Consider the following 14528-nt stretch of genomic DNA (forward strand, 5'->3'; position numbering starts at 1 on the left):
GAGGTTGCATGTCACGTTCTCCCGCCGCACAATGATAATCTCCTGGTTCGAGAAAATTTCCCAAAATTCCGGTGTATTGGCCGGAATCGCGGAAAAGTTTCCCGCCGGAATGCAAAAAGACAGAAGGATTGACCCATGCCCTCCAAGCGCAGCCCCGTCGAGGATCTCGATCATCTGGATCGCCGGATTCTCTCTGCGCTTTGCGAGAACGGCCGCTTGACGACGAGTGCGCTGGCGGAGCAGGTCGGGCTCTCGAGTTCTCCATGCTGGACCAGAGTGAAGCGCCTGGAGGAAAACGGAGCGATCGAGAAATATGTCGCGGTGCTCAATCACGCCAATCTCGGATACAACAACATCGCCTTCGTCGAGATCACGCTGGACAAGCATGACGATAAGGTGCTCGATCGCTTCGGTACTGCCCTGTCGCGGATTCCGGAGGTGATGGAGGCCTACCTGGTGACCGGCGATTACGACTATCTCATCAAGGTCGTCGTGCGAGACACCGATCACTACGAGCGCTTCCTGCGACAGTCGTTGTACAGGATACCGGGTATTCGGCAGTCGCGAACGACATTCGGCCTGCGCACCCTGAAGCGCCAGATTTCGATCGATCCCTCCAAGGCCGGTCCGCCGTAAGCGCGGCTGTTTCGAACGGGCCCCTGAGGGGCGGGCTCCCGCGATCGGGAGCCCGACGAAAGATGCTCGTGGCGCCGCGCGCCTAAGCCAGGAGCATTCGGTTCGACGCCAGCTCCCGTGTTCGAGCGGAAGCCAGCGGAGCATCAGAACGCGGTCTTCTTGCCGATGATGCCGACATAGCTCGATCGCACCAGGGCGCCCCATCGCCCATCCTTCTTGACGATCACATAGAAGGAATCGGCCGACAATATCGGCTTGTCGTTGGCGTCATAGCGCGTGAACCGCGTGATGAAGTGCAGCTTGTCGTCGGATTTTTGCACGAGCTTGCGATACGTCCATGCCGAACGCGCCCAGGTCGAGGCCTGCGCCAACTGCTTCGCGTCGTTCGATTGCGCATATTCTTCCGGCGTGTTCCAGATCTGAACCTGGCCGGCGGCGATCCGGATGTGCGGATAATGGACCGTCTTGGCCCAGGCTTCCGCGTCTCGCGAGTTGAATGCCTTCATGAACTCGTCGAGATAGGAGCATCCCTGCTTCAAGAGTTCGTCGTTTCCGGGATTCAGGCACTCATCGTCGGTCTGAGTTTGAGCGAGCGCAACGGTGCTCATGCCAAAAAACACACCCGCGAGCGCGAGCAGTCTGCGGAATTTCATACTTTACCTCCCTGTCAGGTGAAATCGGCTCTGTTTCGTTGTGATTGGTCGAGGCGCCGATCGCGTTTCGATCTTCAAGTAGACGAAGCGCCGAGGCAATGCCGGCGAAGCGCAGTATTTCTGACGGGGGTGTCAGTTTTTCTCAACGGCCGAGATCTCGACGACACTGCCGGTGTGAGCGTGAAAATGCCGGAGGATCAGAAAAACGAAACAGGGGGTCAGAAAAAGCGCCTTGCATGAGGCGGGGAGACCTCGCTCATCTTGCCCACCAAGAAGAGCCTATTGCAGGCGGGGAAACAACAATGATCGCGAGCAGTCAATCCTGCGCGAGGGCTCGGCCCGGTCGCGCCTCCGAAGCCGGAAACGGTTGACCGGAACATGAGCCGCTCGGAGCATCTGGTGCGTGGAATTCCATCGTTCAGGCTGACGCAGGAGGAGGTCATCTTCTGCATCACGCTCGTCCTGATCGCGGCTTTCTCGATCTTCCTGCCCAGGTTTCTCACCGCCGGGAACATCCTCACGCTGCTGAACAACGTCGCGACGCTCGGCATCCTTGCGGTCGGCATGGCGCTGGTCGTCGTCGGGCGCGGCATCGACCTGACCATGATCGCGGTGATGGTGATCGGCGTTGCGTTCAGCATCTGGCTGTCGACCACCGGCCTGCCGTTTGGCTGGGCACTGGTGGTTGGCGGGCTGCTCGTCATCCTCGTCGGCGTCGGCACCGGAACGCTCGTCGCGGTGGCGGACGTGCCGCCGATCTTTGCGACCCTCGGCCTCGCATCGGTGGTCTACGGCGCGGGGCGAATCGTCTTCAAGTCGGACGTGGTCTATGCTCCGACGGGGCACGGCTGGTTCACGTTCCTCGGAACAGGGACGATCGCCGGCGTTCCCGTCTCGGTCTGCGTGGCGGCGGTGCTGGCTGGACTCGTGGCCCTGTTCCTGCGGAAGACCCGCTTCGGGCGGTTCATCTACGCGACCGGCGACAATCCTTTCGCCGCGCGCACCATGGGATTGCCGGCCCGGCCGGTCATCATCTCGCAATATGCCGCCAGCGCCCTGATCGCATTTCTGTCCGGCATCCTGATGTGCGCGGTGGTCTCCGGCATCAACACGCGCCTGTACAACTCGACGCTGATCTACGATGTGCTTCTCGTCGTTGTGCTTGGTGGCATTGGCCTTAGCGGTGGGCAGGGCGGTGTCCGCAATGTGATCGTGGGCACGATCCTTGTCGGCGTTCTCACCAACGGCATGACGATCCTCAACATCAGCTTCACGGCCCAGAACCTCATCAAGGGCGTGATCCTGCTTGGCGCTCTGGCGATCGATGCGCTGCTCAATCCGCGCGACGAACAGACCTCGCAGAGTGGCGATATCTAGGACGAACGCCTCAAGCGATTACAAACCGGGAGGACATCATGGTTTCAGTTCTGCGAAAATTGTTGTTGACGGGCCTCGTGCTCGGGGGCCTTGCGTCCGCGACGCCGAGCATCGCCGCCGAGATGCAGCAGGTCGGCAGAGAGGCATATCTGAAGGCCCTCAAGGGCAAGAAGGTGATCTTCGTTCCGATCTCCCAGGGCTTCGACCTCAACCAGGCCTGGGTGACGGTATGGCAGCGGCATGCTCAACGCTATGGCTTCACGCTCGAAGTGCGCGATCCCAACATGAATACAGAGGCGGGCATTCGCGCGCTGACCGGCGCGATCGCCGAGAAGCCCGATCTGCTGATCGTGCAGAATCCGGACGTGCAGACCTATGCGCGCCAATTGAAGCAGGCTCAGGAGGCCGGAATTCCGGTGCTTCAGGTCAACATGCAGTCGGCGACCCAGACGGATTCGTATGTGGGAAACGATTGGATCGAGATGGGCCGGATCGAGATGGGCGAACTCGCCAAGGCGTGCGCCAAGGGCAAGGGCCCGTCCACCAAGGTCGTCTGGCTCGCCGGGGTGGAGACCGGTGCGGCCAACATCTACATGCGCCAGGGCATCAACGAGGTGCTGGCCGCCAATCCCGACCTTCAGCTCGTCTCCGATCAGGCCGCCAATTACGACTCCGACAAGGCGCGCCAGATCACTGCGACGGTTCTCCAGCAGCATCCCGATCTCTGCGGCGTGATGGGCATCTGGGACAACGCCGAGGTCGGCGCCGGAGCTGCCGTGGCAGCCGCGGGCAAGACCGGGCAGGTCACGATCGTCACGAATGGCGCAGGAAGCCAGACCGGTTGCGACAGCATCAAGAAAGGGCTCCTGACCGTCGTCTATAACTTCCATGCCGACATCCAGGGCGAGATCGCGGCAGGCCAGATATCCGAGCTGCTGCAAGGCAACCGCAAGGCGGCTGCCGTCAAGGACGTGTTCTTCGGGCCGGTGACGCGGGTCGACAAGAACAATGCGACCGGCCGCAACTGCTGGACGCTCGACGAGCTCAAGTAAGGGGCATGTGGCGCTAAGGCCCCAGGCCGGCGCGCGCAGGGAATGGACGAGATGAGTTTATCGACCGATATCGTTCGCTGGCGGTACAAGCTCCTCCCCGATCACGTGATCGGGGAGGTCCTCACCAAGAAGTGGGTCGACAGCGCCATCCCGTTCCTGGCGCTGGCGCTGCTCGTGTTCGGTCTGGGGCCGTTCGTTCCGCACTTCTTCGAATGGACCACGCTCGGAAACCTCGCGCGCCAGTTTGCGGAGTTTGGGCTGATCGTTCTCGGCCTCACGATCGTGATGATGTCGGGCGGAATCGATCTGTCCGTCGGCTCGGTTTTCGCACTGTCCGTGCTGATGTCCCTGATCGGCATGAATGTCGAGGGATGGAGCGCTGGTACTGGTCTCATTGCCACACTGGCTGTCGGAGCCTCATGCGGTGCTTTGAACGGGCTGCTTGTCGGCTATGTCAGGATGCGGGCGTTCCTCACGACACTGGTCACCCTCATCATCTTCCGATCGTTGTTCGAGATCGTCTTTCCCGAGTTCTCGACGGCGATTGTGACCAACATGTCCGACTCCGCCGCGTTTGAATATCTCGGCACCGCGAATGTCGGGCTGGCGCCGGTCTCCTTCCTGATCACGGCCGCCATCGCAATCGGCGTTCACGTGGTGCTCTCGCGCACGCGGTATGGCTGGCATCTACTCGCCGTCGGTGGGGCGCGCCGTTCGGCGTACAATGCCGGCATCAATATTCGCTGGACGATCTTCAGCGCCTATGTTTGTTGCAGCACCCTCGTTGCCCTGTCCGGATTCCTGTTCGCGAGCCGAATCGGGAGCGCGGCGTCGGACGTCGGGGCGGGACTCGAGCTGCAGGCGCTCACGGCCACTGTGCTGGGCGGCATCTCGCTTGGTGGTGGGCGGGGCACGGTCTCCAAGGCGATCATGGGGGCCGTTTTCGTGCTGCTCCTGTCGAACAGCTTCCTCGCGCTCGCGATCTCCGGCCCCGGGGCCGACCTCGTGCTGGGTCTGATCCTTGTCGCCGCCGTCTTCCTTGACGTGCGCTGGGTCAAGAACCGCCACAAGCTGCTGCGGAGCGTCTACATTTCCCCGGCCTATGCCCGCATGCCCGACCCCATCCCGACGGACCTGGGCGCCGGCGCCATGGCACCGAACGACAGGCTGCGCGACGTCGGCGTCATCGGCCTTGGCATTCTGGAGGGCGCCGAGGACGTCATCTTCGATCGCCACGACAACCTCTACACAGGCAACCGTCACGGCGACATCGTGCGCTGGCTTCCGCCCGATTATCAGCGCTGGGAGGTGCTGGCGCATATCGGCGGCTCGCCGCTGGGGATGGCGTTCGATCGCCAGGGACATCTCAACATCTGCGTCGCGGGAATGGGCCTCTATCAAGTCGAGCTGAACGGCACGGTGCGCCGGCTGACCGCGGAGACGAACCGGAGCCTGCTGTCGATCATCGACGATTCCAACATGAAGCTCGCGGACGATCTCGACATCGCGCCCGATGGCACGATCTATTTCAGCGAGGCGACGACGCGATTCGAGATGCACGACTGGTACTCGGACGCGCTCGAGAGTCGCGGCAACGGTCGTATCATCCGCTACGACCCGAAGACCAGAAGGACCCGGACCGTTCTGAAGAACCTGGTGTTTCCGAACGGCATCTGCATGTCCTACGACAACGAATCCCTGCTCTTCGCGGAAAGCTGGGCTTGCCGGATCAGTCGGTACTATTTCGATGGACCGAAGAAGGGCGAGGTGGAGGTCGTCATTCCGAACCTTCCCGGTTACCCCGACAACATCAATCGCGCGTCCGACGGGTGCTACTGGCTGGCCTTGATGGGGATGCGTACACCGGCGCTCGACCTGTCGCTCGAGATGCCGGGCTTCCGCAAGAGGATGTCGCGGCGGTGCTCCGAAGATGCCTGGCTGATGCCGAATTTGAACACCGGATGTGTTCTCAAGTTCAACGAGCGCGGCGAGATCCTCGAAAGCTATTGGGATCAGGGCGGTCAGAAGCATCCCATGATCACCTCGATGCGCGAGCACAAGGGCGTGCTTTATCTCTGCGGAATCTTCAACAACCGGATGGGGACATACCGGCTGGAGGGAGCCGACCCCGCGTTCTGCGGTGTCGACAGCTATTGGGGCCGCCGCTCGTGAAATGGATCGACAAAGTGCTGGGGCGCCGCGAAGGCGCGGTCACGGTGCCGGTGCTCGACGGCCCGTTCCTGCCGAACCAGAAGCTCGAGGCCGCGCCGATCCTCTGCCAGGTCGATCAGGTCGACAACCTCGTGGCTCTCGGTGCCAACCTCTTTGCCTCGAGCGGCTCCGGGCTGCTCCGTCTGCGGCCGACCTCCTCCTCAGGTCCGGAGACGGTGGCAATGTTCGATGCCCCCATCTCGGCGATGGCTGGACTGGGTGACGCGCTGGCGATCGGGCTGGACCGCAAGGGCCTCGTCGTACGGGGCGGTCGCTTCGACGGCAAGGTGGTTCAGCCTTCTGGTGACGTCCTGCATTGCCCGACCGCGATCGCGTGGCTGGACGAGTCGACGCTCGCCGTGTGCAACGGGTCGAAACATGTCGGTGCACTCGACTGGCGGCGTGCGCTGATGACGAAGGATCTTTCCGGCTCAGTCGTCGTCGTCGATCTCGTCAAGGACCGGGTTACGATCGCAGCGACCGGATTGGGGTGGCCATCCGGATTGGCGGCATCAGACGGACAGGTGTTCGTCTCCGAGTGTCTGCGTCACCGCGTCCTTGCGCTGGCGCTTCCGGCTGGAAAGCCCGTTGAGCTTGTCACCGGCCTGCCTGGCTATCCCGCACGCCTGACGCGCGCGGCTGCCGGTGGCATTTGGCTTTCCTTCTATTCCGTGCGCAACCAGCTCGTGGAGTTCATCCTGCGCGAGGATGAATACAGGACCCGTATGGTCAACGAGCTGCCGGAAGAGCACTGGGTGGCCCCGTCACTCTGTTCAGGACGCAGCTTCAAGGAGCCGATGCAGGGAAGCCAGCTGAAGCAGATGGGCATCCTGAAGCCCTATTCGGTCACGCGGTCTTATGGGCTGATAGCGTATTGCGACGCGAGCATGACGCCCATCGGATCCTTCCACTCCCGCGCGGACGGCACGCGGCATGGTGTCGTGGCGGCCGCCGAATGCGCAGGCGCGCTCTACCTCGCCAGCCGCGGTTCGAACGCGGTCCTGGAAATCCGCGATCCGGCGACGGCCCTCTCGGAGTAATCGCATGCAGCCAATTCTGGAAATCCGCAACGGAACGAAGCTGTTTGGAAGGATCCCCGCCTTCCAGGAAGTCGATTTCGCCGTTTCGCCGGGAGAGGTTCACGCCATTCTCGGCGAGAACGGTGCCGGCAAGTCGACGCTGACGAAGGTTCTTGCCGGCGTCTACAAGCTCACTTCCGGAGAGATGCTCCTGAACGGGACGCCGGTGCAGTTGTCGACGCCTGCCGAAGGCCTGAAGCAGGGCGTTGTCATGGTCTACCAGGAGACCAATCTCGTGCCGTCGATGACGGTGGCACAGAACATCTACCTAGGCGAGGAGAAGGTGTTCAATAGGCTGCGGGGACTCTACATCCAGGCCCGACAATTCCTGGCTGGCATGGGATTCCAGGTCGATCCCACGGCACAGGTCTCGCAGCTCGGAGCGGCGCAAAAGCAGATGGTGGAGATCGCGCGCGCCGTTCATCACAAGGCGAAGGTGATCATCTTCGACGAACCGACGGCGACGCTCACGCCGGAGGAGAAGCGACACTTCTTCAACCTGATCCGGCGTCTGGTGGCCGACAAGGTCGCGATCATCTTCATTTCGCACGCGCTTGAAGAGGCGCTGCAGCTGGCCGATCGCATTACAATTCTCCGGGACGGGCGGCTGGTCGCATCGGATGTCAAGGAGACGTTCACGCGCGATACGGTCATCCAGGCAATGGTCGGACGAAACCTGACCGAGACGTTGCATGGCGATCACGGCCGCCCGCCCAGGCCGTATGGTGAACGGGTGCTCAGCGTGGAGAATTTGTCTTCGGGCACGATGGTCCGCAACACGTCATTCTCTATCTTCGCAGGACAGGTGACGGGTGTCTTCGGGCTGGTCGGCGCCGGTCGCACCGAAATGATGAAGGTGGTCGCTGGCGTGTTGAAGCGGGACATCTTCCATGGTGGCGAGATCAAGTATCGCGGCAAATCGGTCCGCTACCGGGTTCCGCGGATGGCGGTCCGCGAGGGCATCGTCTACGTCACGGAAGACCGCAAGTTCGACGGTTTTTTCGAGACAATGACGGTGGCCGAGAACCTGCATCTGGGCGAGCTCTCGCGCTTCTCGAACCCGCTGTCCGTGATCTCGATGACACAGGCGAAGGAGCTCGCGCGACAATGGGCCGGGCGGCTTCAGCTTCGGTCGATCAATGAAAAGGCCAGGGTGATCGAACTCTCCGGCGGCAACCAGCAGAAGGTCGTCATCGCGCGGTCGCTCATCCAGAAGCCCAGGCTGATCATCTTCGACGAGCCGACCCGCGGTGTCGACGTCGGCGCCATTGTCGAGATCCACCAGTTCATCAATAGCCTGGCTGACGACGGTCTCGCCGTGGTCGTGATCTCCTCCTACCTGCCCGAGGTCCTGGCACTCTCGGACCGCATCCTGGTCGCAAAGCGGGGCAAGATCGTCGAAGAGATCAAGACAGCCGAGGCAACCGAGCAGCAGATCATGTACGCCGCCGTCCACTAGACGGCCTGCCACAGCATATGCCGGCTGTCCCAACACGATCATGTGGGGCACGACACCGGCGACCGGACATGCAAGAGATGAACGAGGTCACCGTGACGAGGGTCGGAATTATCGGCGTGGGCCTGATGGGCCACGGCATCGCGAAGAACGTCTTGGCGCGGGGCCGCTTCCCCTGGCGTTTCTCGATCACCCGGGCAACCAGCCCGTCGACGATCTCGTCGGACTCGGTGCCACAGCCTGCAAGACTCCTGCTGACGTCGCGGAAGCATCGGACATCATCATCCTCTGCGTCACCGGTTCGCCCCAGGTCGAGGCGGTTCTCACCGGTGACGCGGGCGTCTTGTCCCGGCTGCGCAAGGGAACCATCATCGTCGATTGTTCGACCGCATTGCCGGAATCGACATTGCGGATGGCCGCGGCCGTCCGCACCGCCGGCGGGGCCTTCCTCGATGCGCCCATGACCCGCACGGCAAAGCATGCGGAAGATGGGGCGCTGAACCTTCTGGTTGGAGGCGACGAAACAGATTTTCAGAATGCCTGCGCGGTCCTCGCATCCTTCACCGAGCGGGTCGAAAGAGTTGGGCCGGTGAGCTTTGGTCATCGGCTCAAGCTGCTCCACAACTATGTCTCGATCGGGTTCATGGCGCTGCTCAGCGAAGCCGCCGCACAGGCGGCCGATGCGGGCGTCGATCCCGCGGTTTTCGTCGATGTCCTCGCCAAAGGAGGTGGGGCCGGCGCTGCGCTACAGCGTATGACGCCAGCCATCGTGACGGACGACGTCGGCACGGTCCCGTTCTTCATCGGCAATGCGTTGAAGGACATCGATTACTACCGGACCATGGCAAGCGCATCCGGCGCATCCAGGACGATCGCGGACGGCGTTGCCGGCGCGATCGCGGCAGTGGTCGAGAGCGGTCACGGCGGGGCGTACATACCGGAATTGGCGCGCTTCCTGCGGAAGCCGCATCCGGCCGCCTAGAGGCCCTGCCCGAGTTGAAGAATCAACGCTATGAAAGCGCGAAATCAGACAACGGCGAGGCATCCGTCCATCGCCTCTATTGAGACAGGAGTACTACGATGACGAAAGCTGAGATCCGATTTCCGCTCGACGGCCGAGCCCGAAAGATGTTCGTCGATGGCGCGTGGGTGGAAGCCCGCTCGGGCAAGGTCTTCGAGACGCGCAATCCTGCGACCGGCGAAGTGATCGGTCGTGTACCGCGCGGCGAGGCGGCCGACATCAGCGTGGCGGTCGCTGCGGCCCGACGCGCTTTCGTAGGACCGTGGAGCCGTTTCAAGCCGTTCGAGCGGCAGGCGCTGCTCCTGCGTATCGCCGACCTGTTCGAGAAGCACTGGGAGGAGATCAGCCAATCCGATACGGCCGATATGGGAATGCCGATCGCCCGGACGCGCGCAAACAAGCTTCGCGTGATCGGCATGCTGCGATACTACGCCGGCATGGCGACCGCGCTCCATGGGCAGACGGTAGATAATTCGCTTCCGGGGGACATCGTCTCGTTCACCCGGAAGGAGCCCGTCGGCGTGGTTGGCGCCATCATCCCGTGGAATGCGCCGACGGCCGCATCGGTCTGGAAGATCGGGCCCGCGCTCGCGACCGGCTGCACGATCGTGCTCAAGCCGTCGGAAGAGGCGCCGCTGACGCCGCTGCTGATCGCGGATCTGATGAACGAGGCCGGCGTGCCGCCCGGCGTCGTCAACGTGGTGACCGGAACCGGGGTGGAGGCCGGCGCGCCTCTGGCCGAGCATCCCGATGTCGACAAGATCGTCTTCACCGGCTCCACCGCGACCGGCCAGGCGGTCATCCGGGCTTCGGCCGGCAACCTCAAGCGGGTGTCTCTCGAGCTTGGCGGAAAGTCACCGGTCATCGTCTGCGCCGACGCTGATCTCGACAAGGCCGTGCCGATCGCCGCGATGGCCGCATTCGCCAATTCGGGCCAGATCTGCATCGCCGGCTCGCGCCTGTTCGTGGAGCGTAAAATCCATGATGAATTGGTCGAGCGGCTCGGGAAGTTCGCCTCGGCCCTGAAGATCGGCGATGGCGCGGATCCGACGACGGAGATCGGACCTCTCGTTTCCCAGCGACAGCTCGACAAGGTCGAGGGCTTCCTGCAAAGCGGGCGCGAGGAGGGCGCGAAGGTGGTGGCCGGCGGCCGGCGCGTGAGGGAGGGGAATCTTGCGAAGGGTAACTTCGTCGAGCCGACCGTGTTCGCCGGCGTCTCCGATGATATGCAGATCGCCCGTGACGAAATCTTCGGCCCGGTCATTTCCGCGCTGCCGTTCGACACCCTCGACGAGGCCGTGGAAAGAGCCAATGCGACGCCGTACGGGCTCGCGGCAGGTGTCTTCACGCGCGACGTGAGCAAGGCCCACGTCATCTCTCGCAGCCTCCGCGCAGGGTCGGTATGGGTGAACACCTATCACGCGCTGGATCCCGCAATGCCATTCGGCGGCTACAAGATGAGCGGATATGGCCGCGAGGGCGGCACCGAGCATCTCGACGAGTATCTGCACACGAAGGGTGTCTGGATCAAGCTGGACTGACCTTGAGACGATGCGATCGCATGCGTGCCTGCCGTGCGCAATCTGAGGCAACCACAGATGCAATTCACCGAGCGAGTATCATGAAAGACACTTACACAATTGCTGTCGTGCATGGCGACGGCATCGGCCCTGAAGTGGCGCGTGCGGCGGTCGCGGTGCTGCAGGCCGGCGTCCAGGCCGGAACGCTGCGGTTCGTGGACTATCCCGCGGGCGCCGATCATTTCCTGAAGACGGGGGACTCGTTCCCGGCAGCCTCGTTCGAAGGCTGCAGGACGGCCGACGCCATTCTGCACGGTGCGGCCGGCATTCCCGGCGTGGTCCATCCTGACGGGACCGAGGCCGGGCTCGACTTCACGTTGACGCTCCGCTTCAAGCTCGACCTTTTTGCCAATGTACGGCCGATCAAACTCTACAAGGGCGTTCCGTCGCCCCTGGGGCGGCCGGGTCCGATCGATTACGTCATCGTCAGGGAGAACAGCGAAGGACTCTATGCCGCGCGCGGCGCCGGTGCGCTACTGAGGGAAGAAGTGGCTGTCGATACCCTCGTCCAGACCCGGAAGGGCGTCGAGCGCATCGTACGGTTCGCGTTCGAACTGGCCAGAACGCGCAACGGCTCGCCGAAGGACGGACGGCGCCGCGTGACCTGCTGCGACAAGGCCAATGTGCTGCGGACCTACGCGTTCTTCCGTGCCGTGTTCGACGAGGTGGCGAAGGATTATCCCGACATCGAGGCCGAGCACGTCCTTGTTGACGCGATGACGGTGCATCTCGTCAACAAGCCCTCTCATTTCGACGTCATCGTTACCGAGAACATGTTCGGCGACATCATTTCCGATCTCGGTGCGGCGACCGTCGGCGGCATGGGCATGGCTCCATCGGAAGAGGTCGGTGACGGGATCGGTTTCTTCCAGGCCTCGCACGGCTCGGCGCCCGACATCGCGGGAAAGGGACTCGCCAATCCCTATGGAACCATCCTGGCATCGATCCTGATGCTGAGGCGTCTGGATCAGCGCCATCGCGATAGCCGGCTGAAGCTTGGGGCCGACAGGATCGAAGCTGCGGTGTGCGCCGGGCTGGAGGACCCCGCATTGAGGACCCGCGACATCGGCGGCGTCGCGCCGACCAATCAGGTCGTGGATGCTCTGCTGAAACGGCTTTGATGCGTCGGGCTCAGCGGAGCTGGGCAAGGCTGGTTCGTATCAAGGTAATCAGCCGTTCGGTGTTGGGGCGGAGGATCGGCCCGCGCGCGGTGATCAGGCCGACCTGACGGAGCCCGACATGGTTGGAGATCGGCACCATGCGAAATTGCTGCACTCCGGCCTGCACCAGCGCGACCCGGGGCACGATTGCAATGCCGAGCCCGGACGCCGCAAGGGCCATTGCCGTCGTGGCCTGCTGGACCTCGAACGGGACATCGAGATGGATTCCGAGTGTCTCCAGCGTGTCATCGATCAATCCCCGGACGGCAGTCGATTTCGACAGCATGATCGTGGGCTTGTCGACGAGGTCGGCAAAGCAGACGCTCGACTGTCCCTCGTCGAAGACGGGCGGCACGCAAGCATAGAGCGGATCCTCGAGGATCGGCTCGAACTCGAAATCCTCCATGCCCGGAATCTGCGGACCAACTCCGAATTCGACATCCCGCCGTCGCAGCAGTTCAAGCATGGGCCCGGTCGGCAACTCCATGAGTTGCACCTGGGTGTTCGGATGACGGATCTTGAAAGTCGCCAGGATGTTCGGAAGCCAGCCAGTCGCAAGCGTCGGGACGCAGGCCATCTGAATGTGGCGGCTGCGCGACTGAGCTGCTTCCGTCAGCAAATCGAGCCCTGACTGGACCTCCTGCAGCGCACGCTTGGCCTGTTCGAACAGGATCCGGCCCTCGGGCGTCAGCAGGACCTTCTGCGGCGTTCTGCGAAAGAGCTGGACGCCGATCTGCTCCTCCAGCCCGCGGACCTGCATGCTCACCGCGGACGGAGACCGGTTCGATTCCTGTGCGGCTTTCCTGAAGCTTTCGTGCTCCGCCGCGAGCAGGAAGGTATGGAGAAGCTTGAGATTGATGTTCGACAACGGCTGCTACCTTGTTCGGCGTCTATGCTGTTTATCGCAGGAGGACGAGGGTTCCTCTCTTTGCCCGGAATGGGTCCACCCGCAATATCCAGTGCTGATTGGCAGGCACGCGCACGAAGAAATCTGCAGCCAAGTTGCGGTGCAGCAAGACTCCGGCCGGCCGGGCAAAAGCAGCGTTGTGAACGCGCGGCAGACGCCCATTTTCGGCCGGATAAGCTCCAGTCTGAGGCCGGCAAGCCATTGATTGCTCTCAACCCGTCGCAATCTCTTAATCAGCGGGTCCGAGGTTCGAGCCCTGGTGCGCCCACCAAATCGGCGGCTTAACGGGGGGAACCGTTTGAGCAGCTGATTTCTCGGACGGTCTTTTCCGATATCGGGCCCTGACGATGTGTAAGGCTACCCCGCGCTATAGCTTGAGGTCCTGCATCAAAGTGACTGCGCTGGCGGTGACGTGATCTTACCGCGCGGACGATCTCACCCGCCGGAGAGGGCGATCCGGACCTTGACGGACTGGAGCGAGAGTCCCCGTTTTTCAATCGGTAAGAAGGCAGGTGATCTTCAAGTCCATACCGGAGACGCCATCCATCAATCCGACCGTGGATGGTCGGTTCGCGCATCAATCGCGACCACATAGTCTGCGTGAAGAGTAAGCGGAGCCTTCGATCCGTCGAGAACCACACGGAGACTCTTCGGATAGTATCCAACGCCAATTACGCTCCCGGTCTTTCCAGCCAGGCGAGGGCCAGCCGTGGGCTTTACCTGAATACGCGACCCCGATGGAAATCTGGGGTTGGTTTGGGTCGGTCCTGACATGGTTGGCCTACGGCTTGACGTAGGTCCAGCCCATCTCCTGCAATTCCATCACGCGCACGACGCCCGACTTCACGACCTCCGCCTGCCGAACAATCGGTATGTCCTTGCTCTCGGCCTTCTGCATTTTCTCCTGGGTGTTGCCGCAGGCCTTGAACGAAACCTCGGGCGTGCTCAGGGCCATCTCCTCGATGCGCGTCTTTACCGGCGAGGTGTCTTCACGCAGCATGTGCAGGCCGGGCCCGAACGTGACGACCTCGATCTTCACCTTCTCGCCAGCGTCCTTGTAGTATTGCGCCACATTGGTCGCGTTGTTGAGCGCGAGATTCATCGCTGCGGGGTCGTTGGTATTCACCTGCAGGATCAAATGATGTTCTCTTTTCTTTGCTGCGGCCGAATCCTCCATGCGGGCAAACGCGGATTGCTTCCGCGTCGCCGTCGCCGTCGTCGGCTTCGCCACGTGTTGCCTCGCATGGCCCGCCTTGTGCGGGACGGGTTGCCCGTCCGCCGGCGTCCAGTACTTTCCGCCCTGCTCCGCGGCCGAAAACGATGCGCAAACCAGAACGGCGATCGCTGCCATCACGACCGATTTGGCGATATGTTGAAATCTGATCATTATCCGCCT

12 protein-coding genes are annotated in these 14528 nt (G+C 62.4%); 9 read left to right on the forward strand and 3 right to left on the reverse strand.

The features are described 5' to 3' along the window. Window positions 1-135 precede the first annotated feature (135 nt). Window positions 136-636, forward strand: a complete 501-nt coding sequence (locus ACVWW6_RS19335; RefSeq protein WP_011089070.1) for an Lrp/AsnC family transcriptional regulator — start codon at window positions 136-138, stop codon at window positions 634-636. Between the two features lie 143 nt (window positions 637-779). On the opposite strand, the gene ACVWW6_RS19340 is transcribed toward ACVWW6_RS19335, so the two are convergent. Continuing rightward, window positions 780-1289: a hypothetical protein gene (locus ACVWW6_RS19340; RefSeq protein ID WP_404521450.1), complete on the reverse strand. Its 510-nt coding sequence runs from the start codon at window positions 1287-1289 to the stop codon at window positions 780-782. A 378-nt stretch (window positions 1290-1667) separates the two neighbouring features. Between ACVWW6_RS19340 and ACVWW6_RS19345 the strand changes: the two genes are divergently transcribed. The 8 genes from ACVWW6_RS19345 to ACVWW6_RS19380 all read left to right on the forward strand — a co-directional run bounded on the left by ACVWW6_RS19345 (window position 1668) and on the right by ACVWW6_RS19380 (window position 12186). Then, a complete protein-coding gene (locus tag ACVWW6_RS19345; RefSeq protein WP_011089068.1) occupies window positions 1668-2666 on the forward strand; it encodes an ABC transporter permease in 999 nt (332 codons plus the stop codon). Between the two features lie 38 nt (window positions 2667-2704). Next, the gene (locus ACVWW6_RS19350) at window positions 2705-3718 is read left to right on the forward strand and encodes a sugar ABC transporter substrate-binding protein (protein ID WP_456681251.1); all 1014 of its coding nucleotides are present in this window, start codon (window positions 2705-2707) and stop codon (window positions 3716-3718) included. A gap of 51 nt (window positions 3719-3769) precedes the next feature. After that, window positions 3770-5890, forward strand: coding sequence for an ABC transporter permease (locus tag ACVWW6_RS19355; protein WP_456681252.1), 2121 nt, complete (start codon window positions 3770-3772; stop codon window positions 5888-5890). A gap of 44 nt (window positions 5891-5934) precedes the next feature. Beyond that, the gene (locus ACVWW6_RS19360; protein WP_456681253.1) at window positions 5935-6969 is read left to right on the forward strand and encodes a hypothetical protein; all 1035 of its coding nucleotides are present in this window, start codon (window positions 5935-5937) and stop codon (window positions 6967-6969) included. Window positions 6970-6973: 4 nt separating this feature from the next. Further along, window positions 6974-8467, forward strand: a complete 1494-nt coding sequence (locus ACVWW6_RS19365) for a sugar ABC transporter ATP-binding protein (RefSeq protein ID WP_028176107.1) — start codon at window positions 6974-6976, stop codon at window positions 8465-8467. Between the two features lie 40 nt (window positions 8468-8507). Next, entirely contained in the window at window positions 8508-9446 is a 939-nt protein-coding gene (locus ACVWW6_RS19370) for an NAD(P)-dependent oxidoreductase (RefSeq protein WP_456681254.1), read from the forward strand. Between the two features lie 98 nt (window positions 9447-9544). Further along, a complete protein-coding gene (locus ACVWW6_RS19375; RefSeq protein WP_456681255.1) occupies window positions 9545-11026 on the forward strand; it encodes an aldehyde dehydrogenase family protein in 1482 nt (493 codons plus the stop codon). 80 nt (window positions 11027-11106) lie between these two features. Continuing rightward, window positions 11107-12186, forward strand: a complete 1080-nt coding sequence (locus tag ACVWW6_RS19380) for an isocitrate/isopropylmalate dehydrogenase family protein (RefSeq protein ID WP_304564118.1) — start codon at window positions 11107-11109, stop codon at window positions 12184-12186. A gap of 10 nt (window positions 12187-12196) precedes the next feature. On the opposite strand, the gene ACVWW6_RS19385 is transcribed toward ACVWW6_RS19380, so the two are convergent. Next, a complete protein-coding gene (locus tag ACVWW6_RS19385; protein WP_038967682.1) occupies window positions 12197-13093 on the reverse strand; it encodes a LysR family transcriptional regulator in 897 nt (298 codons plus the stop codon). A gap of 820 nt (window positions 13094-13913) precedes the next feature. Further along, complete coding sequence (locus tag ACVWW6_RS19390) at window positions 13914-14519, reverse strand: DsrE family protein (protein ID WP_456681256.1); 606 nt, start codon at window positions 14517-14519, stop codon at window positions 13914-13916. Between the last annotated feature and the right edge of the window lie 9 nt (window positions 14520-14528).

Source organism: Bradyrhizobium sp. USDA 3311, assembly GCF_054062495.1.